The 20,804-nt window shown below is 59.4% G+C and carries 16 protein-coding genes, 1 pseudogene and 1 riboswitch; of the genes and pseudogenes, 8 read left to right on the plus strand and 9 right to left on the minus strand.

Features of this window, described 5'->3' with window-relative positions; all coding sequences use genetic code 11:
* Positions 1-51 precede the first annotated feature (51 nt).
* The 3 genes from B2696_RS02115 to B2696_RS02125 all read left to right on the plus strand — a co-directional run bounded on the left by B2696_RS02115 (position 52) and on the right by B2696_RS02125 (position 2,072).
* Entirely contained in the window at positions 52-729 is a 678-nt protein-coding gene (locus tag B2696_RS02115) for a MerR family transcriptional regulator (RefSeq protein WP_084559258.1), read from the plus strand.
* Between the two features lie 41 nt (positions 730-770).
* Positions 771-1,409, plus strand: coding sequence for a bifunctional nuclease family protein (locus tag B2696_RS02120; protein ID WP_286953707.1), 639 nt, complete (start codon positions 771-773; stop codon positions 1,407-1,409).
* 105 nt (positions 1,410-1,514) lie between these two features.
* Positions 1,515-2,072: a MerR family transcriptional regulator gene (locus B2696_RS02125; RefSeq protein WP_075729780.1), complete on the plus strand. Its 558-nt coding sequence runs from the start codon at positions 1,515-1,517 to the stop codon at positions 2,070-2,072.
* Positions 2,073-2,152: 80 nt separating this feature from the next.
* Here B2696_RS02125 and B2696_RS02130 read toward each other — a convergent pair whose 3' ends face one another.
* The 4 genes from B2696_RS02130 to gndA all read right to left on the minus strand — a co-directional run bounded on the left by B2696_RS02130 (position 2,153) and on the right by gndA (position 7,026).
* On the minus strand, positions 2,153-2,971 hold the full coding sequence (locus B2696_RS02130) for a vWA domain-containing protein (RefSeq protein ID WP_286953708.1): 819 nt from the start codon (positions 2,969-2,971) through the stop codon (positions 2,153-2,155).
* A 156-nt stretch (positions 2,972-3,127) separates the two neighbouring features.
* Positions 3,128-3,994, minus strand: coding sequence for a 3-methyladenine DNA glycosylase (locus B2696_RS02135; RefSeq protein ID WP_376778852.1), 867 nt, complete (start codon positions 3,992-3,994; stop codon positions 3,128-3,130).
* Positions 3,995-4,056: 62 nt separating this feature from the next.
* Positions 4,057-5,496, minus strand: a complete 1,440-nt coding sequence (locus B2696_RS02140; RefSeq protein ID WP_286953709.1) for a DEAD/DEAH box helicase — start codon at positions 5,494-5,496, stop codon at positions 4,057-4,059.
* 75 nt (positions 5,497-5,571) lie between these two features.
* Complete coding sequence (gene gndA / locus B2696_RS02145) at positions 5,572-7,026, minus strand: NADP-dependent phosphogluconate dehydrogenase (protein WP_075729783.1); 1,455 nt, start codon at positions 7,024-7,026, stop codon at positions 5,572-5,574.
* Between the two features lie 43 nt (positions 7,027-7,069).
* Here gndA and B2696_RS02150 point away from each other — a divergent pair, with 43 nt between their 5' ends.
* On the plus strand, positions 7,070-7,516 hold the full coding sequence (locus B2696_RS02150; RefSeq protein ID WP_276622121.1) for a PaaI family thioesterase: 447 nt from the start codon (positions 7,070-7,072) through the stop codon (positions 7,514-7,516).
* A 3-nt stretch (positions 7,517-7,519) separates the two neighbouring features.
* On the opposite strand, the gene corA is transcribed toward B2696_RS02150, so the two are convergent.
* Positions 7,520-8,590, minus strand: a complete 1,071-nt coding sequence (gene corA, locus B2696_RS02155) for a magnesium/cobalt transporter CorA (protein WP_075729785.1) — start codon at positions 8,588-8,590, stop codon at positions 7,520-7,522.
* A 92-nt stretch (positions 8,591-8,682) separates the two neighbouring features.
* Here corA and B2696_RS02160 point away from each other — a divergent pair, with 92 nt between their 5' ends.
* The gene (locus B2696_RS02160) at positions 8,683-9,285 is read left to right on the plus strand and encodes a class I SAM-dependent DNA methyltransferase (protein WP_286953711.1); all 603 of its coding nucleotides are present in this window, start codon (positions 8,683-8,685) and stop codon (positions 9,283-9,285) included.
* On the opposite strand, the pseudogene B2696_RS02165 reads toward B2696_RS02160, so the two are convergent.
* The 3 genes and pseudogenes from B2696_RS02165 to B2696_RS02180 form a co-directional block, all read right to left on the minus strand.
* Positions 9,282-11,517 (minus strand): annotated as a pseudogene (locus tag B2696_RS02165) (bifunctional hydroxymethylpyrimidine kinase/phosphomethylpyrimidine kinase). The gene B2696_RS02160 and the pseudogene B2696_RS02165 overlap by 4 nt on opposite strands.
* A 38-nt stretch (positions 11,518-11,555) precedes the next feature.
* On the minus strand, positions 11,556-12,371 hold the full coding sequence (gene thiM, locus B2696_RS02175) for a hydroxyethylthiazole kinase (protein ID WP_286953715.1): 816 nt from the start codon (positions 12,369-12,371) through the stop codon (positions 11,556-11,558).
* Positions 12,359-12,454: riboswitch (TPP riboswitch) on the minus strand. (Overlaps the previous gene by 13 nt.)
* Positions 12,455-12,707: 253 nt before the next feature.
* Positions 12,708-14,054, minus strand: coding sequence for an NAD(P)/FAD-dependent oxidoreductase (locus B2696_RS02180; protein WP_276622108.1), 1,347 nt, complete (start codon positions 14,052-14,054; stop codon positions 12,708-12,710).
* A 232-nt stretch (positions 14,055-14,286) separates the two neighbouring features.
* On the opposite strand from B2696_RS02180, the gene B2696_RS02185 reads away from it, so the two are divergent.
* Positions 14,287-15,606, plus strand: a complete 1,320-nt coding sequence (locus tag B2696_RS02185; RefSeq protein ID WP_286953716.1) for a class I SAM-dependent methyltransferase — start codon at positions 14,287-14,289, stop codon at positions 15,604-15,606.
* Positions 15,607-15,651: 45 nt separating this feature from the next.
* Here B2696_RS02185 and B2696_RS02190 read toward each other — a convergent pair whose 3' ends face one another.
* Positions 15,652-18,573, minus strand: coding sequence for an FAD-binding and (Fe-S)-binding domain-containing protein (locus B2696_RS02190; protein WP_286953718.1), 2,922 nt, complete (start codon positions 18,571-18,573; stop codon positions 15,652-15,654).
* Between the two features lie 421 nt (positions 18,574-18,994).
* Here B2696_RS02190 and B2696_RS02195 point away from each other — a divergent pair, with 421 nt between their 5' ends.
* Both B2696_RS02195 and B2696_RS02200 read left to right on the plus strand, forming a co-directional pair.
* Entirely contained in the window at positions 18,995-20,005 is a 1,011-nt protein-coding gene (locus B2696_RS02195) for a bile acid:sodium symporter family protein (RefSeq protein ID WP_312714643.1), read from the plus strand.
* A 102-nt stretch (positions 20,006-20,107) separates the two neighbouring features.
* A complete protein-coding gene (locus B2696_RS02200) occupies positions 20,108-20,656 on the plus strand; it encodes a toxin-antitoxin system toxin subunit (protein ID WP_286953720.1) in 549 nt (182 codons plus the stop codon).
* The last annotated feature ends 148 nt before the right edge of the window (positions 20,657-20,804 follow it).

Below are 20,804 nucleotides of genomic sequence, written 5' to 3' on the forward strand. Positions count from 1 at the left end.
GCTTCCGCCCTTCGCCGGAAGTCCGAGGCTAAGGCCACGAAGGCCAAGACCATGTCCATTGGCGTGGTCTTGGAGAGTCTGCATGCGCAATTTCCTGAGGTGACCGTCTCCAAGATTCGTTTCTTGGAATCTGAAGGGCTCATCAGCCCCCAGCGCACAGTCTCTGGCTATCGCCGTTTTACTCAGGAGGACGTGGATCGGCTGCGTTACATCCTGACCACCCAACGGGATAACTACACACCACTTAAGGTCATCCGTGAACAGCTCGAGGCCCTAGATTCCGGGCAGGTCACGGCTATTGTCTCCGCTGGCAAGACCGAACCGCTGGTGACGCCGGAGCAGTTTAAAGCGCCTACCATCACCCGGTTGACGGACACGGATGTGGCGAACCAGGCTGGGTGCAGCGAGCAAGACGTGGCGGAGTTGTACAAGATTGGTCTGATTTCTCCGGATTCCTCGGGCTTCTTCAACACCGATGATGTGGCCGTGGCCTCCGCCGCGATTGCTCTACGGGCCTTTGGGTTCGATACCAGGCAGCTGAAGTCCTTGCGCAATAATGCGCGCCGGCAGGCAGATCTGATCTCTCAGGTAGCCTCTCCGGTGGCCAATTCTAAGGCCGATACCGCTCGCCAGCAGGCCGAGGAGCTTTCGCAGCAGATGACCGCTCTGGTGGTTTCGCTCCACGCCACTTTGGTCAAGACTGACCTACGTAATGAATACAACTCCTAAGCCTTAACACTCGGCCTTTCTTTTGTGGGAAAGTGGACGTTATGAATGACGTAGTTCTCGAGTTCGCAGGTATCCATGACATGGAACCTGAAAATGACCTCTGTGCGGTCTTTCGCTGGGTGGAGGGGGAGAAGATCCTTCCCATCTGGCTCTCCCCGGTGGATGGGGCTCGCGCGCTTTCCCACACGGGTGGATTTAGCAGCAGCCGCCCAGACACGTATGATCTGCTCATTGATGTCCTTGAGGAGCACGGCGGTATAGATAGCATCCGCATCAGTAGTCACTTCGAGGGAACCTTCATGGTGGACGTATCCACCACCGACGGTGCGAACTATGATTGCCGCCCGAGTGATGCCATTGTCCTTTCGGAACACTTCGGTATTGCATTTAGCATCGATGAGGATATCCTCGCGCAGACAGCCGTGTATGTCAGCGCAGATGACTTGCAGGAGTATTTTGGATTAACTTTTGTTGACTCTCCCGGCGAGGAGAGGGAGGTGAGTGCTCAGGGCAGTGGTCTTGAGACCTCTGCATCCGGAAACCCGCAGGCAGATGCCGACTTCGAAGAGATGATGCGTTCCCTTGGTGTCTCGGAAGAGGATTTCTTAAGCGGACACGATGATGAAGAAAATAATGACACGCGTGTTATTAATGATGACAATGATGACGACGAGGTCTAAAGTTTAACTTGAGAGTTAGGCTGAAGGCTCTTGACGTTCTATGAGCCCTTCGCCTTTAATTGAGCTTTAGGGCTTTGAAATAATCATTGGAGAAAACACGTGAGTATGAATGATGAGCACCAGGATGCCGGCGCCTACGTCCAAGAGTCCTTGTTTGATGTGGGCCCCGACGAAGAGGTAGGCTACCGCGTCCCTATCGCGTGCCAGGTTGCTGGCATTACCTACCGCCAGCTCGATTACTGGGCGCGCACCAATCTGGTAAATCCCTCCATTCGTACTGCACGCGGCTCCGGATCCCAGCGTTTGTACTCTTTCAAGGACGTCCTCGTCCTGAAGATTGTCAAGCGTCTGCTTGATACAGGAATTTCCCTGCAGAATATTCGCCTTGCCGTCGAGGGCCTGCGGGATCGCGGCGTCAACGACCTAGCACAGCTCACGTTGGTCTCGGACGGCACTACCGTCTACGAGTGCCGCTCCAACGACGAGGTGATTGACCTCCTCGCCGGCGGGCAAGGGGTATTCGGCATCGCCGTGCCCGGAATCCTCAAAGAGCTTTCTGGAACCATTGCTGCTTTCCCCGCAGAGCGCGTCAACGATCTTGATGGCGAAATAGTCATTGGAGTAGACGAGCTCGCTGCACGCCGCCACCGCAAAACTTCCTAGCTCAAGAGGCAAGTCCCCCAGGGCTCCAAACATTCTCACTCACGTGATGCTTGGAGCTCTGGGGGACTTTGGTGTTTTCTCTAGACTCCAGTGGCCTGCGCGAGGGCCTTATTCAATGCTGCGCTATCGTTGGCGTCCGTAACCTCAGCGTGAGAGTCTGCGAGCTCACCAAGCAATGCGTCCTTCTCCCCGCCGATGGTGACGACTGAGAGCTTCACACTATCTCCCTTTCTCGAAGCCAGCGCATCTCGGAAGGAAGCATCATCCATGTCTTGTTGCGTACCCGTGGTGACTACGAGGACGCGAGTGTCTTGCCCGGACTCGGCAGAGCGCTGTGAGGCGGAATCTAGCGCTGCCAGCACTGCGCTGCGAGTCTGGGGCACGCCGCCGGTGCCAAACCTATCAAGAGTTCCAGCGACCGCGTTGCCATCACCAAAGCCCAAGTTATCGCGGTAGCCCACTGTTGCACCTGGAGAAAGCGGCGAAGAATAGTTCCACAATGCCACCGATTTTCCATCAGTGCCTAGAGTTTGCGCAGTGCCGGACAACGCAGCCGAGACCGACTCGAAGCCGGGAGCCATGGCCTCGGAGGTATCGATCAGCACGAGGGTATCGAGCGCCGTTGCTTTAGAATCCTGTGGGGCCTGTGGCGTGGGCGCGGCGGAAGATAATTGAGAAGACTCGGTGCTCGAGGGCGCAACAGAGGTCGCGGGTGCGGTGGTTTGGGCCGCTGTGTTCTGACTCGAGTCTGCAGCGGCGGAAGAATCCCCCTCCTGGCCACCGCGTGAGCTCAGTAACCACACTGAGCCGGCCACAAGCAGCAAGGCGATGATTGCGATGACGGAGATGAGCCATGTGGATATGGCAAAGGATTTTCTAGCGCTGGCGTGCCGTCCCATAGAGAAACGAGTCCTTCCTGCCGCGGGGCTGATGCCGCAGCATACAATGGTTGCTACTTGTCTAAGGCCATTGCTTTAGAGCCTGCTTAGAATACCTGCGCGCGGCGGTGAGCTGCGTACTCGTTTCCTAAGCTCACTCACTTGGCAAAGCGAACTTTAGTAATCCAGTGTAGCCGCGTAGGCACGGTCGATTTGGGAGACAAGCCGGGATCTTAAAGGTTTCGCCGCTGCAGATAGGGCGCGCTGCCGGTGCACATACTCGGCCTTGCCCTCAGGGGTCTCGATAGCCACTACACCGAGGCCAAGATCGCGGCAGTCATAAGGTGAGGCCTCCATATCGAGAATGCGGGCCTGCACAGCAATATCGAAGCAATCGAGGAAGAGTTCTCCGGGGATAAGAGGGCCGAGCTTCCATGCCCACTTATAGAGATCCATAGTGGCATGCACGCATCCACACTGATCATCTGCTGGTTGGCGTTCCCGCGACAAGACTGTGAGGTTGAGGGGGCGGGCCGGCTCGGTGAAGAAGCGATAGGCATCAAAATGCGTGCATTTAATGCGGTGGCTTTCTACTACCGTATCTGTTCCCTGTGCGCCTAAACGCAAGGGCAGGCTGTGTCGCGGCTGCTCGGAACGGTAAACCATGGCCCATTCGTGGAGCCCGAAGCAGTCGAAGGAGGTGGGGTTTTCTGCACTCTTGCAAAGAAAGTCGCGCATGAAGGTAACTGATTCACCGCGACGGGCCCAGAATTCCGCGAGGTCGAGACTTATACCCTGATCTGTGCGGTGATAGTCACGCCACTGAGCATGCGGTGCGGGTTCGCCACCGTCTACAGCGAGAGTGAAGCCGAAACCAGGGTGCCAGCGCCGCAGATGAGAGGGACGGACAGGGTAGTACTCAAAAAGAAAGTCGAAGACGGGATGATAGCCACCTGCGTGGCGGTATCGAGAAAGACGATCATCCGCCCGTTCTTGGTGGCGCTGCATTGCGGCGCGCCATTGTGCCGGCTCGAGTACTTCCACGAGCGTCCCTTCACCTACTTCTTGACAAACAACGGGGCTAAAGCCCACGACATAGCGCGGCTTTAGCGCTGTCCGGAGCGCCCGCCGCTGCGACGATTGCCACCGCCATGACGAGACGCCGAGCCTTGGCCACGTCCGCGGCCACCGGCGTTATCACCAGAGCCGCGCCGCGAGCCACTACGCCCGCCGCCACGCCGGCTGTTTCCGCCGCGGCCTCCGCGCCCACCGTGGTTGCCACCAGTGGACTCGAAGCTACCGTCTTTGCGGCCCTTGGGCTTTGAGGGCTGCTGTGCCGGTTGACCCGGAGGGGGCAAAGGGGTGCCCGAAGGCTTACGAGCGCCAGTTATCTGGGCGAGCTCCGGAGCGCTGGCAGGATTCTCCCGCGTGGTGAGATCGAGGGTTGTGGCCTCGACGCCGGCTTTCTTGATGAGCTTGTTGACTTCGCTGCGCTGCTCATCGAGCACCAGAGTGATGACCTTGCCAGAGGCGCCACCACGGGCAGTACGCCCGGCGCGGTGGAGATAAGCCTTGTGCTCGGCTGGCGGATCGACGTGGACAACGAGGGATACATCGTTGATGTCGATTCCGCGCGCGGCGATGTCCGTTGCTACGAGGACGGGAATCTCTCCGCTGCTAAAACCTTCGATGGCACGGGTACGCGCGCCTTGGCCCTTATCGCCGTGGAGTGGATAGGCGTTGATTCCCACTCGGCGTAGCTTCTTGGCCTGGCGGTCAACGCCGTGCTTGGTGCGCATGAACATGATGGTCTTGCCAGCGCGCGCGCCCAAACGCAGCACGACTTCGTTGCGGCCATCGCGGTCCCCAACCAGAGCTAGGAAGTGCTCCATGGTGTCCACCGCAGCCTCAACCGGGGCAGTGGAGTGGGTGACGGGGGAGTGCATGAACTGGTTGACCAGCTTATTGACGTCTCCGTCAAGGGTGGCTGAAAACAGTAGGCGTTGGCCGTGCTGGGGCGTTAGAGCCAAAAGCTTGCGTACCTGGGGAAGAAAGCCCATGTCCGCCATCTGATCGGCCTCGTCCAACGCGGTAATCTCAACATCGGCGAAAGAAAGCTTGCCCTGATTGATGAGATCCTGTGCGCGGCCTGGGGTGGCCACGAGAATATCTACCGGGCGTGCCAGTGAACGAATGTGGTGGTTGATGTTGACGCCACCTACGACAGAAAGCACGCGCAGGCCCATGGCATTGGCCGGCTCATCGAGGCGCTGCTGGGTTTGGGTTGCCAGTTCGCGGGTGGGGGCCAGAATCAACGCGCGGGGGCGTCCCGGCTTGGAGGCACCAGAAGCGGCCAAGCGGGCGATGATGGGCAGACCAAAGGTGAAAGTCTTTCCTGAGCCTGTGGGCCCGCGGCCGAGCACGTCCTTGCCGGCTAAGGCGTCAGGGATCGCCGCTTCCTGGATGGGGAAGGGCGACTCAATTCCCTGACGGGAGAGGGCATTAGTGATGGGGCGGGGGAGACCGAGTTCGGCAAAAGTAGTCATTGCGCTCAAGTCTATAGCGAGCGCACTACGATCCCGGCATCGCCCGCCCTGGGACTAGCCCTATTTGCGTTGCTCCTAGTTCTCGGTGCGGGTCAGGGAGCGATCTCCAGACCATTCCAGGTGGTAGACGCCCGGCTTGTCGACGCGGTGGAAAGTGTGCGCACCAAAGTAGTCACGCTGTGCCTGGATGAGGGCAGCAGGAAGACGCTTGGCCCGCAGGCTGTCGTAATAAGACAGCGACGAGGAAAATACAGGTGCGGGAAGACCCAAGCGTGTGGCGGCTACGACGACGCGGCGCCAAGGATCTATGAGGCCAGCGAGTTCATTCTTGAAGTAGGGATCAAGAATGAGGGCGGGCAGATCGGCGTTGTTGTCATAGGCCTCGCGGATCCGGTCGAGGAACTTGGCCCGGATGATACATCCGCCGCGCCAGATGGTGGCCAGATCACGAGGATCGACATTCCAATCGAACTGATCGGAGCCAGCCTTGATCTCATCAAAGCCCTGGGAGTAGGCGATAAGCTTGGAGGCGTAGAGCGCGCGGCGTACATCCTCGATGAACGCGGCCCTATCCACGTCGAGCGCAGGCAAGTCACCCGAGGGCAGCTCACCTTCCTGGGCGGCCTGACGCTGCTGCGCCGAGGAAGATAGAGCGCGGGCGAATACTGCCTCGGCGATGGCGGTGACGGGCACGCCAAGCTCTAGGCCGTTGATGGCGGTCCAGCGGCCGGTGCCCTTTTGTCCGGCCGCATCCACGATGACGTCCACCAAGGGGCGCCCGGTATCCGGATCGGTCTGGGCAAGAACCTCGGCGGTGATTTCGATGAGATAAGAATCGAGGTCGCCGGAGTTCCACTCCTTGAAGGTCTCCGCAATCTCTGCCGGTTCCATGCCAGCGCCATAGCGCAGGAGCTGGTAGGCCTCCCCGATGACCTGCATATCGGCATACTCGATTCCGTTGTGCACCATCTTGACAAAGTGTCCGGCACCGTCTGGGCCGATATGGGTCACGCAGGGCACGCCGTCGACCTTGGCGGCGATGGACTCGAGGATGGGGCCCAAAGTCTCCCAGCTCTCGGCGGGACCGCCAGGCATGATGGAAGGACCATTGAGGGCGCCTTCCTCACCGCCGGAGATACCGGCGCCGACGAAGTGACGGCCCTTGGCGGCCACTTCCTTCTCCCGGCGGATGGTGTCGGTGTAGAGGGCGTTGCCGCCATCGATGATGATGTCGCCTTCATCCATTGCTTCGACGAGCTGGTTGATGACAGCGTCAGTCGCCGCACCGGCCTTGACCATGATGATGGCCTTGCGCGGGCGCTCGAGGGAAGCGACGAAGTCCTCAACGGTCTCGGAAGGAATGAAATTGCCTTCGGAGCCGTGCTCTGAGATGAGTGCGCGGGTCTTTTCCGGGCTGCGGTTGTAGACGGCAACGGTGTTGCCGTTGCGGGCGAAGTTGCGAGCGAGGTTCGAACCCATGACGGCCAAACCCACTACGCCTATCTGAGCGAGATCATTCTTTTTGGTCATGCTGGATAGTCTACGTCACGCGAACCCAGTATCCTGTCCAAGCATGGAACACTTAACCGCCATGCAAAAACTCATCGCCACTGCGGGACAGCGCCCGCTCAAGGCGGAAGAGCTCGAACTCTTCAACGGCAACAACATGGGCTTAGGAGCCCTACTGGGTATTCGCCTGACCCATATCGCTGCACGTGAAGTGCGTTCCGAGCTGGAAGTAACCCCTGAGCACCACCAGCCCTGGGGCGTGGCCAACGGCGGGCTTTATTGCTCGATTGCGGAGTCCACGGCATCCATCGCCAGCATCGTCGCAGCCCAGGCTCCCGCCGTCGGAGTGAATAACTCCACTGACTTCATCAAACCCGTCAGCGCCGGAATCATCGAGGCTGTGGCCACTCCCATTCAGATTGGGCAGACTACGCACCTCTGGAACGTCGAAATGCGCCAAGACGGCGAACTGGTCGCGCGCACCACCCTGCGCACGATGATTAGGGGCTAGAGGCTAGAGCCAGTGGTTGCGGCGGAACCACCAGAACATAACCGCAACCACGAAGACCATCAGCCCCAAGGACATGTAGTAGCCCCAGGCCACGTGCAGCTCCGGCATGATATCGAAGTTCATGCCGTAGATGCCGGCCACGAGGGTGGGAGCAGCCCACATGCCGACCACGGCAGAAATCGTGCGCATGTCGGTGTTTTGTTGCATGGTTACCTTGGCCACGGAGGCGTCGATAAGCGAGCTAAGGCGCTCGTCGAAGGAAGCCACCTGATCCTTGACCACGAGCTCGTGGTCGTTGACGTCACGCAGATAGGAACGGATCGTCTTCGAGATGAGATCCTTGTGATCCGAGATCATCGCTTTCAGCGCCGTGGAGAGCGGATCGATGGCGTGCTTCATCTCTAGAATCTCGCGCTTGAACATGTAGATGCGGTCGATGTTGAACTTGGTCTGGGGAGTAAAGACCTCCTCTTCAATCTCATCGACCTCGATCCCGATAAGGCGCACGATCTCGGAGTAGCGGTCCACCATCATGTCCAGGATTTTCCACGCCATCGCCACCGGGCCCAGCTCAACGAGATCCTGCTCATCTTGAACCGTGTAGGCCAAGTTGGGCAGCTTCGCGGAGTGACGGACGGTGATGATGAAGTTGGAGCCGATGATCATCTGGATCTCACCGGTGGAAATGATCTGGCGTTTATCCGCCACTTCGTCGTGGTCGCGGTAGTTGACGGAGCGGGCCACCACGAAGAGCTGATCGTCATAACGCTCGAGCTTGGGGCGCTGGTGCGCCTGCACTGCGTCCTCAACGATGAGTTCGTGGATATTGAACTCCGAGGCGACCTTGGTCATCTGAGACTCGAGCGGCTCGTGCAGGCCAACCCAGACGAAGCCGCGACCGTATTCTTCGACGGTCTTCATGGCAGAATGCGCAGTGAATTCTCCGGGCAGCGCCTCACCATCGACGAATACCCGGCAATGCTCGATCGCCCTCTCCACGGGGACCTTGATGAGGGAGTCCTTCGGAGGCTCACTTTTCTTGCGTGGCCGAAATGGAGACGGTACTGCGGGCATCCTGAGAGCCTCCTTCACTTTAATCAATGGCAGGCGAGAGCCTATCTAGCGCGGACTAAAGCCTACACCGATACAAGGCCTATACTGATTCCATGCCTACTTGGAAAGACCTTACCTCAGCCAATCCTGCACATTCGGAGAACTTCGCTCGGAAGTGGAAGATCCTGGAAGCCCAAGGAAAAGACATTAACGGCGAGGCGCGCTTGGTCGATGCCATGGTAGAACGCCACTCCAGGGTCCTCGATGCAGGGTGCGGATCCGGCCGGCTGGGCGGCGAGCTTGTTCGCCGCGGGCACACCGTGGTCGGCGTCGATGTTGATCCCATTCTCATCGCCCACGCTGAGGAAGATCATCCGGAAGGCACATGGGTAGTCGGGGATCTCTCCACCGATGAAGTCCCCGAAGGCGACTTCGACCTCGCCGTAGCGGCCGGAAACGTCATGGCGTTCATCGCCGTTGAAGGCAGAGAGCAGGCACTGCGGAATATCTTTAATTCGCTGCACCCTGGCGGACGCTTCGTCGCAGGCTTCGGAGAAGGCCGCGGATGGCTATTCGAAGACTTCATCGAATTGGCGCAAAGTGTTGGCTTCAACCTCGACTTCCGCTTCTCTTCCTGGGATCTGCGCCGCTTTAGTGAAAACTCCACTTTCCTCGTCGCGGTGTTTTCTCGGCCGGGCGCAGACCTCCTGGATTAGCCTCGACGATCGGCCTGATCGAAGAAGTCCACCTCGTGGAAAGCGGCCGAAAGATAAGCACGGCAGGCACGCTCGCGAGTGATTTCGTCCACGGCCGCTAGAGCCTTCTCAGCAATTGCGATAGCGGCGCGCACTCCGTTAATGAAGTCCTGTCCTGCATAAAGTGAGAGCCAGTCGTGGTAGGGGTGCTCTGGGTGGTTGTGACCCGCCAGTTCAAGCCCTACTTCGGCATAAAGCCAGTAACAGGGGAGGACAGCTGCCACGCCGATGACGTAGTCCTCGCCATGGGTCGCGGCGATGAGGAAGTCCGTGTATGCATTGGTAATAGGAGATGGCGCGGTACTTATTTGCCCACCTAACCAGTCGCGATGAAGCGCCGACTCGACCTCGATGCATTCGGCCGCGCCGCCCGCCCAATGCAGCTGTGCCTGCGCGTCCGGTGCCATGGAAGCTAAGCGTGCCAGCGCCTTTGAGTAGCGCGAGAGATACTGGGCATCTTGATCCAGATAGAAAGAAAAGTGTTCCGGACTCAAGGAACCTTCTCCGAGCGAGCGGATGAAAGGCAACGCCGTTATCTGCTCCCAGGCGTCACCCGTGAGATCCCACAGACGTTGCGTATGCGGCCCAGCGGCCGCCACGTGGGGACGCGGCGCCGGCAGTGTTGACTCGAGCGAGGTGAAGTGGCGCAGGGGCTCAGACGAGGCAGCTACACTCAGGCGACGGGCACGGTGGCCGTGATCTACCGGGCCATGACCCTTGCCCACAAGGAGCTCTTCAGCGTAGGAGATGGCCTCGTACAGCCACTGCGTCGACCACTCCAAGGCGGCAGGCAGGCTGTGCCCGGCGCCGAGTTTGGTGGCGAGGGCAGAAGAGAGCGAGCAGCCCGTGCCGTGAGTATTCTCGGTATCTACTCGCGGACAGGCCACGCGGTATACGGCCCCCGTGGGCTCTACAACCGCATTGTCTGCCGCACCGGAACTAAGGTGGCCTCCCTTGACAACGACGGTCGTGCCAGCATCTTCCGCCCAGTGCTGGGCGGTGGCGATAGCCTCTTCGAGGGTGGTGGCCTCAGGCGTGCCGGTAAGCACGGCCAGCTCCTTGAGATTAGGGGTGATGACGGTGGCCTGCCGACATAGCTTACGCACTGCCTCCTCCGCCGCCTCATCCAGTAGGCGATCGCCGCTCGTTGCCACCATGACCGGATCTAGCACCACCGGAATGCTCCGGCGCGTGCGATGAGAAGCAGCTTCAGAATCACCGTCAGCATCACTGTCAGAATTAATCTCAGTAAGAAACTCAGAGACCACGGCGACGATGTCTTGGCTTGAGAGCATGCCGATCTTTATGGCATCAATCTCCACATCGTCCGCCACACAAGCAAGCTGCTCTTTTAAGAAATCCAACGGCGGGACATGTACGCTGCGCACACCTTGGGTATTCTGTGCGACCAAGGCAGTGATGACGCTCATGCCGTAGCCACCTGCAGCGGTGATGGACTTGAGATCCGCCTGGATCCCGGCACCGCCGGTGGGATCTGTTCCGGCGATGGATAGTACGCGTGGAATGACTGCGGATTCCCGGTCTGGATTTTTAGCCATGAAACTTCTCCTTGAGAGTGTGGGCGGCGGCTTCAGGGTCTTGCGCCGCCATGATTGCGCTGATTACGCAGACCCCGGAGAAAACCGAGCCTGCTAGGAAAGAAACACTGTCGGCATTGATTCCGCCGATCGCCACGGCTGGGATGTCGCGCTCACTCGCGCGAGTGGCAAGGCGTCTGGCCTCTTTCACTCCGAGGCCAGACGGCGCATCGAGTTTTGTAGCGGTGTTAAACACCGGGCCGATACCGACGACATCCGGCAAAAGATGTGGGGAGGTCGTTGCAAGCCCGTCGAGGGCATCAAGATCGGCATCACTTCCTACAGAAAGGCCAATCAATTGCTCGGGTCCAAGGGCCGCGCGGGCCTGTGCAAGCGGCATATCATTTTGCCCTATGTGCAGGTGACAGCCCAGTTTAGCCGCAACCTCAACCCGGTCATCGATAAAGAGCGGGACATCACCCAGAATCGCTAGCAGCTCCCGGGCGGTTTCCTCGACCTGGGCGTCGCTGCCCTCCTTGTCGCGCAGTTGGACCACCCCAACGCCGCCAGTTAGTGCGCGCTGGACGACGCCGACAACCTCCTCACGGCCTCCGCCCAAGTAGGGATCGGTGACGAGATAGAGGGACCAATCAATGCCTCTTGTTGCGCCGGCTCTTGATGAATCAGACACTGTTATACCTGCGCGATTTCTTCTATTCGGCCGCTCGAGGCGATGGCTTGACCGTCAAGCTCATAGAGCGCGTCTATCCACGCCACGGCAAAGGAACCGGGCGCATGGCATGTGCTGGCAGCTACCTGACCGGCTGCACCCATATGCGCATGGGCGGCTAGGACTGCCTCAAAAGGGTCCTGCCAAGCAGCAAGATAAGCAGCTACGAGAGCACCGAGGGAGCAGCCAGTACCGATGACTAGCTGCAGCATCGGATCCCCGCTGTGCAGATAAACAGCCCGCTCGCTACCACCCTGGACGCGAACGATGAGATCGCGCTCACCGGAAACTGCCACGACCGCACCAGTGCGGCGCGCGAGGGCCAGGGCAGCAGGCAAGGCTGCATCGACGCCGTCCGTGGAATCGACGCCGCGGCCGCCAGCACCGGCGCCGGAAAGCGCGATGATTTCAGAGGCATTGCCCCGAATGGCAGCAGGCTTTTCCCCGAGAATCGACAGCATGAACTCGGTGCGGTAGGCCAAGGCACCTGCGCCGACTGGATCCAGTACCCACGGAGTTCCAGCAGAATTAGCGCCGGCGATGGCCGCTCGCATGCCCGCATAAGACTCTTGTGAAGGCGTCCCCGCGTTGATTAAGACTCCTTGTGCGACTTGCGCGAATGCACCGGCTTCCTCCGGGGTATCGCACATGGCGGGGCTGGCTCCAGCAGCTAATAAGACATTGGCCGTGACGTCCATGACCACGGAATTTGTCAAACATTGAATGAGTGGGGCATTACTGCGCACGGCTTCGCGTGCGCGTGAATAAGCGCTATCCACAACTTTCCCTTCGCTAGTTCTAACTAAGTGCAGGTTCTATGGGTCTAATCTCAGCTGCATCTGCAGCACCCCAGGTTGCACTTTCGACTCTAGCAAATCTGCACACCAAGGCCCCCCGAGAAGGTTGTCTGGCACGTCTCCACAAGGCGCCGTGCACATGGGGTGCTGTGCTGCATTTTTGGGGCATTTTGGTGCAGGAAAGGGCGGGGAAGTAAAGGGAAAGGGAAAGAAAGCAAAACGAACGAAGCCCCCGCTCTCCTGCGGCACATGCTGCAGGAGAGCGGGGGCTAGAGGCCTAATCAATAAGCTTTAAAAATCAAAAAGCCTTGAAAAGAATTACTTCTCGTTAGCCTTGTTGATGATGTTGCGAGCATCACGCTGCTGGAGGGTGAAGTTAAGGTGTCCGCGATCCCTAGAGACAAGGTTGCCCAGCCAGTTGACCACGGTGACGAAGCGGTTGCGGAAGCCAACCAGGTAGGAGGCGTGCAGACCCAACCACGCCAACCAAGCAGGAAGGCCGGTGATCTCGGTCTTGCCAATCTTCATCACGGCATTGAAGCGGGAAATGATGGCCATGGAACCGCGATCGAAGTAGTCGAAAGCTTCCTTCTCGTTGGCGGTGGACTCCTCGTCGACCTTGGCCTCAATGAGCTTGGCGGCGTGGGTGCCGCCCTGAATTGCCACCTGGGCAACACCAGGGAGGCGGTTGAGGCTAATCATGTCGCCGACGATATAAACGTTGGAGTATTCACCAACGGTGAGATCCTCATTAACGGACACGCGGCCGGCGCGGTCAGACTCAACGCCTGCCTGGTCAGCAACGAGCTTGCCCAGGGGCGAAGCCGACACGCCAGCGGACCAGATCTTCGTGGCACCGGCGATGGTGGTGATCTCCTCGGTCTTCATGTCCTTATAAGTCACAGCGTCAGCATCGACGTTGGTGACCATAGCGTTGAGGCGAACATCGACGCCGAGCTTCTCGAGCGAGCGCTGAGCCTTGCGCCCAAGACGCTTGCCAAAGGGAGGGAGCACCTGGGGTGCACCGTCGAGGAGGTAAATCTTTGCTGCGGAGGTGCCGTAGTTGGAATAAGCATCAGACAGCGAGCGGTTTGCCAGCTCGGCGATCTGACCAGTCAGCTCCACGCCGGTGGGGCCGGCGCCGACGATGACGAAGGTGAGCAGGCGCTCGCGCTCTGCAGGATCATCCGTGAGCTCTGCCTTTTCGAAGGCGGAGAGGATACGGGCGCGCAGCTCGAGTGCGTCATCCAAGGTCTTCATGCCGGGGGCAAACTCAGCAAAGTGATCGTTGCCGAAGTAAGACTGGCCAGAACCAGCGGCGATAATCAGCGAGTCATAAGCAAAGGTGCGCTCGAACTCATCAAGATTTGCGGTGACGGTCTGCTTCTCCAAATTGATGTCGGTGACCTCGCCGTTGACGAAGTGAGCGTTGTCTTGTCCGCGCAGGACCTGACGGGTGGAAGGAGCGATCTCTCCGGCAGAAATCAGGCCAGTGGCAACCTGGTAAAGCATGGGCTGGAAGAGGTGGTGGTTCTTCTTGTCGATGAGAGTGATCTCAACGTCTGCACCCTTGAGGTGCTTGACGGCATTGAGCCCGCCAAAACCGGCGCCGATGACGACTACGTGATGGCGACCGCCGGTGGGGCGGTATGGAGTTTCTGCCATGGTGAAGTGATGCCTTCCTAAAGCTATATTTTTGGTACCGCCATAGCATAGTCCTTTGATATAGGACATGCATACTTTATCCCCGTTTAACTGGATCTTCACCGGCATGCCTGTCCGTTTTGTCACTGCGGGGATACTAATATTGGGGTGATAGTTAGTTGCTGTCTCGTGCAGCTTTTGTTGTCATGCACACAGCAGGACGGCACACGTCTATTAAAGGAGCTGCGAGTTCTTGTCTGCTCACCCTTTTTCCCACCTCGAATCGATCGACGCGCAGGCGTGGCCCAACGTTGCTACCGTCCCCTCCGGCAGGTTCACCAAGGCGCGGGTGCGCCTCGCCGAAGCCGAGTTTGCCAAAGCTTGTTTTGCTGCGGGATTGGACCTTGATCCGCATAGCAACGCTCCAGCCGGGCCGGACCTCATCATCGAACATGATGCCCTGTTTTTCAGGCTCGCGGATTCTGGGTGGCTGGGCCTGGCGGAGTCCTACATGGCCGGGGAGTGGAAGACTCCGGACTCCACCCGGTTGGTCAAAGTTCTCCGCGCCTTGCTGGAGGTTCACTATGCGCCGCGCACACGCACTATCCCGGTAACTGATTCCTCCACGGGGGAATTGCCGCTGGACTTGGTTTCTTTCTCCGCAGGCGACGGGCTGAGCCAATCCGGGGGGATCTATGCCTCAGGAGTTCCAACAACGGTACGGGAGAGCGTTGAGAACTATCGGCACAGGATAGGCAGTCGCGAGCCGAAGACCCACTATGTTGACGTCACACAGTTTAGCGTGCCTGAAGCCGTTGACCGCGATGACTTGGGCGATGCCCAGAGGCGGGCGGCAGATTGGCTCTTGGATCTCTCTCGCACCCAGCCAGGCACTCACCTGCTTGTCTATCCTGCCGCAGGCTTGCAGGCGGCAATTCGTGCCACCTCACGCAGAGCAACGGTTGACGTGCTTACGAGCGACGTCGACCAGCGCGCGGCCCTGCAAGAGCTCCTCGTCTTAGAAGGGGCGCAAGACGCCGTCCATGTGGAGACCATAGACACCCCAGTCCCAGGCCCCGCCCAGTGGCGTGGACACTATGACGCGATAATCAGCGTCGAAAAGCTCGAAGCGCTGTCCCCGCGCCAGCGCAAAGCCTATGTGGCGGGCCTCGATCGCCTTTTGGGCTATGAGGGGCGCGCAGTGGTGCAATCCACTGTCGCCACCGCGGCGCTGACCGCGCCGGCTCGATCCGCCTTGCAGGTTCTACGCGCATATATCTGGCCGGGCCTCGACTTCGGAGAAACCGAGGACGTACACAAGCTCTTCGACAGGCACTCCGGCCTGCGCATCACCTCGCAGACGCACCTGGGATCGCACTACCTGGAGTCGCTGCGGCAGCAGCGCTCCTTCTTTGAGGGGCATAGGAGAGAGGCGGCGGCGGCCGGTTTCGACCGCGTGTTTCGGCGTCTATGGGCGCTGCAATTCGCGCTGCGTGAGGCGCTCTTTGAGCTGGGTATGCTCGATTCGGTGGTCTTCGGCGCCACCCGGCGCCACCGCGGTGGGCGGCGCTAGGTTGGACGTTTAAGTCGGTGCTCGATCCGAAGATCGAGACCGAAATTAAGGGGTGACCACGGGACGCGAAGCGCGCTCAAGGAGCACGGCGATGGAATCGTAGCTGCGCCCGGCGATCATCTCCAGGCCCATCTCGCAGGTGCGGTTATCTGAGACATAGGCGTCGAAGTACTCCGCCGACAGGGATGCGCGCTCCTCGCGGGTCGCGGATTCCACGAGCTCCGGGTGCAGCAGCGCGCGGTCACCGGCGGTGCCACAGCACATGGCACCGGCTGGGACTTTGGCCTCGCCGCAGAGATCTGCCAGAGCAACGAGGTCATCACTGATGCCCATGTGATGGGTGGAACACGTCGGGTGAACCGCAATCTTGCCCATGCCGTGGACGATGGGCAGGTGCTCTACAACCTCGTCGCGCAGCCATTCCACGACGTCGAGAATGCGCAGCTTCCTCCACTTTTCCTCGTCCTCACCCTCGAGGACGTGCGGCACGTTGTCGAGCAAGCCGTGGGTACAGCTGGCTGCATCGACGATGATGGGTAGCTCACCGTGGTCGGACCACTCCCACAGATCGCGGATGATCTTGCGAGCTTGGTAGGCAAAGCCCTCGGCGTAGCCCTTGGATGACCAGGGGGTGCCGCAGCAATCGCCCACGACGTCTTCCGGAATCCACACGGGTTGACCGGAGCGGCGTCCGAGCTCGACGACGGCCCGGGGGAGATCGACGGTGTCGGCCGCAGAGCCCGCAGGGCGTCCAAAGATACGGTTGATGCAAGCAGGGAAGTAGACCGCGCCCGCGCCCTCGCGAGGAGTCTGCGGTAGGCGGGAAGCCCCCTTGGGGAGCGGGCCTGGCACCGTGGGGAGAAGGTCGGGGCTAATCACGTTGCGCGCTAGGTTGGCGCCGATTTCCAGCGGCTTATTGCCTACTTTGTTCGCAGAGATGACGCCGGCGCGCGCAAGCTTTTCCACGACATTCCATTTTTCTGCTGTGGTCAGTGCGATCTTTTCGGCTGCCGGGGTGGCCTGCTGGTGGCGCAGCTGCTTCATCACCGAGCCGGTGTCGATGCTAATCGGGCAGGGGATAGAGCACGTACCGTCAGCGGCGCACATATCGACGGCGTCGTACTGATACTCTTCCTGCAGCTTGGCCAGTACTTCCGAGCCCTCGGGCTGGCGGGCCATTTCGCGGCGCAGCACGATACGCTGACGCGGGGTGACGGTGGCGTGCCGCGAGGGGCACACCGGCTCACAGAAGCCACACTCCACGCAGGGATTGATGGCATCTTCGACCTTAGGGAAGGACTTGAGGTTCTTGAGGTGAATGTCGCTGTCACGGCTGAGCTTGACGTTGGGCGCCAAAATCCCCTCCGGGTCGATCATGTCCTTGAGTTCCCACATCAGCTCCCAGGCCTTCTCACCCCATTCCTGTTTGAGGAAGGGCGCCATGTTGACTCCCGTGCCGTGCTCGGCCTTCATCGAACCGTGGTACTTGTCGATGACGAGTTCTGCCAGCTCGTCTAAGAATTCGGCGTAGGCTTCACGCTCGGACTCGACGTCGAATCGCGGGGTGAGGAAGAAGTGCAGGTTGCCAAAGGCGGCGTGGCCCATGACGGACTCCGGGTAGCTGTACTTGGCCTGCAGGTCGAGGAGATCCGCGGCCGCATTGCCAATGTCTGAAGGTGGGAAGCAGACGTCCTCGGTGAGGTAGGAGGTGCCGTTGGGGCGATCGGCGCCCAGCAAACCATAGAGACCATTGCGAAGCTCCCAGGCCCCGCGCATGCCCTCGTCCGAGGTCTCGAACTCCAAAGGGCGCAGCAGCGGCGCATCCTTGAGCACCTCTTTCAGGCGTTCGATGGCGGCCTCGAGGTCGGCTTCGTCGGTTCCGCCCATTTCCACCAGCAGCGCCGCCGTGTCGTCGTCCAGCGTGCTCCAGGACTGCGGGGCGTGGGAGTAGTGCTCGCTGGAGCGCCGCATGACGGAGGCAACGAGCAATTCGCAGGCCTCGGCTCCGGCCTCGACGATGGGGTGGACAAAGCTGGCGGCGTCACGCAGGTTGGGCAGTTCGACCCAAGTGGTTGCCTTGACGCGTGGCAAGGCCACAGTCTTGATAACGGATTCAGTGATGGCACCGAAGATGCCCTCCGAGCCGACTAAAAGGCGCTTGAGAATATGTACGGGCTCCTCCTCGTCCAAAAAGGCGTCGAGGCGCAGACCATTGGTATTGCGGATGGAGAACTTCTTGCGCAGGAACTCCACCAACTCGGTATCGGCGCGCAGGCGATCCCGGAACTCTAGCAACTGGGCGTGGAGCTCCGGCTCCTGGCCTCGAAAGGCCGCGTCACCCTGCGTAGTATCGACGACGGTCCCGGAAGGCAGCACGAAGACTAGCTCATCGACGCAGTGGTAGCTATCGCGCTCGAGCGAGCAGCGCATGCCGCCGGAGTTATCTGCGAGGACGCCGCCGATGGTGCACACGGAGGTTGATCCCGGATCCGGGCCGAGCATGAAACCGTCTCGGCCTAAGATGGCCTGGGCATCGCCGAGGATAACGCCAGGGCGCGACCAGAGCTTCTTCCCGCCTTCACGGACTTCCATGCCGCTAAAGTGTGTCTTGACATCGACGAGAATATCGTCCGACATGGCCTGTCCATTTAGGGAAGTACCCGCCGCACGGAAAGTCATGTGGCGGCCGTTTTCGCGGCAGTACTTCATCAGACGGGCGAGGTCATTGGCGCTGCGTGCCGCCACGACAATCTGCGGAATGGCGCGATAGGGACCAGCATCGGAAGAAAAGCGGACGAGATCCGTCAGTCTGCCGTGCACATTGTCTTTGCCGACGATTTCCTCCATATCTTTGATGAGATTGAGGGGGGAGCCATTGGTGAACTTTGAGGGCACCGCGTCGGCTTGGGCGGTTGAGCCCGCCGGGCGGGAGATCTTGGCCGGATTGGGGCTTAACAGCTTTTTCATGGCTCAAATCTAACGCCGCTTAACTGTCGATGGATAGTAAGTCAACCCTAATCAGTGTCTCAAGCAGGGGAGATTTGTCGGATATTACTGCATAGAGTCACAGAACTACGACACCCGTGTCCCAGTGCACGAAAAGAAGTTCCTAGGGCATGGGACGTGTGATAGTCTCTGCGAAACCCATTAACAACTCCAGAGTGATAGATACCGACAGAACCGGTAGACACGATAGGCACTGTGCCGCCGCGATCCGGCGAATCGGCGCCCAGACCTGGAGCGGCTCCTGCACGCTTTTTGACCCGCGAACCGGGCAACAAGGCCACTGCCGAATTCCACATATTCCTCAGTAAACCTAAGTCACGGGGGTGAGAGGCTCATGTCCTCTTCGCAAGAAACCAACACTGTCGCTGCCAGCACGCAAAGCATGCAAAGCGCAGAAGACACGGCAAGCAGCGCCAACGAACCGCAGGAGGGCAGATCTGAAAAGTTTGCGGTATTCATCTTCCCGCTCGTTATCGTACTCTGCGCGGTGGTGGCATTCCTGGCACCGGATACCTTTACTCCTTTGAGCAACTACACCAATCAATTGCTCATGGTCATCATGTTCTCGATGGGGCTGACCCTGACGCTGCCAGACATGGCCTTGGTGGCCAAGCGCCCTATCCCCATCGCCCTAGCCGTGGTCTGTCAGTACATTGTTATGCCGGTGAGTGCGCTGTTGATTTCAAAGGCCTTTGGTTTCAACGAGGCCGTGACCGTTGGACTCATCCTGCTCGGCTCCGTGCCCAGCGGAACTGCTTCCAACGTCATGACCTATCTTGCTAAAGGAGATGTCGCGCTATCGGTGGCGATGACCTCCGTTTCCACCCTTGTCTCGCCCCTCATGACCCCCTTCTTGATGTTGACTCTAGCGGGGCAGACCACAGCGGTCGATGGTGCTGGTATGGTCTGGTCGCTTGTCCAGACGGTGCTCGTACCGGTTATCTTGGGACTAGTGCTGCGTTCAGTGGCCACCAAGGCCGTTGATTTCGTGCTTCCGGTCTTGCCGTGGGTGGCTATCTTCGGCGTGGGTGCAGTGGTAATGGCGGTGGTCTCCAAGTCCCAGGAGGCACTCATGATCGTTGGTTTCGTCGTCTTCATCGGTGTGGCCATCCAGAACTTTGTGGGCTATGTCTGCGGTTATTATCTGGCCAAAATCACCCGGCAGCGTGAAGCCGTTGCACGCACGGCGGCTATTGAGATTGCCACGCAGAACTCCGGTCTGGCGTCCGCGTTGGCCTTGCAGTTCTTCACCCCAGAGGCTGCCTTGCCCGGAGTCGTTGCCGCGGTGTGGGCCAACATTACCGGCGCTATCTACGCCGCTATCTCGCGGCGCCGCCCCCTCGAGAAGACACCTGCACCCCAGCGTGTGAAGCAGCCAGTTTCAGCCGCTTAAGCAGGGGATATTGCGCCAAGAATGCTCTCCAGCCCAGAAGTAGGGTGGGGAGCATTCCTCGCGATTGCATAAATTCGCATAGTGGGTAGTAACGTCTGCGCAATGACCAAGCAGACTAAGGGCCTTGAAAGGGACCTAGAGTACGAGGAAGAAGCCTTCGAACCCACCGGCGACATCGTCGATACCGACGCTGGACGCCAGATTGTCATCGTTCGCGACTTCCCGCAGTCTCCGCGCGTTGTCTGGGATTACATCACTGACCTCCGCGACTTAGAACTCTGGTGCGGAAACCTGCTCAAAGTAGCTGACCGAGAGCACGTTTATGAGTTGCACTCCTGGGACAAGGAGGACTCTATTGAGATCACCGTTGTCGAGTGCACCGCACCCAGCTTCCTGCATATTCTCTCCGATTACGGCCAGGGCATTCAGCGTGAGATTCGCGTCTTTATATCTTCCGATGGACATGGCGGATCCTTCCTCGAGTTCCACCACAATGTCGAGTCCTGCTGCAATTTGGCCGGCACCATTGGCCCCGAGTGGGAGTTTAAGCTCGACCGTCTCATGATTGCCTTAAACGGTGGCAACGTCACCAACGTGTGTCTGGAGAACTACCTGCCGCATCAGCAGTCGCACTACAGCATTAGCAACTAGCCCTTCACTCCGAGAGAATTCTCGGCAGAGGTCTGCGTTAAGTCGGGCAAATCTCGCACTCTTAAAAGCGCTCGATCAAAGGTCCCCGGCGACTGCACCACCAATAGGTAGCGCAGCCGCCGGGGACCGACGTGATCTCTAGGGGAGG

This window comes from Corynebacterium sp. UBA4397, assembly GCF_002390965.1.
Lineage (GTDB): Bacteria > Actinomycetota > Actinomycetes > Mycobacteriales > Mycobacteriaceae > Corynebacterium > Corynebacterium flavescens.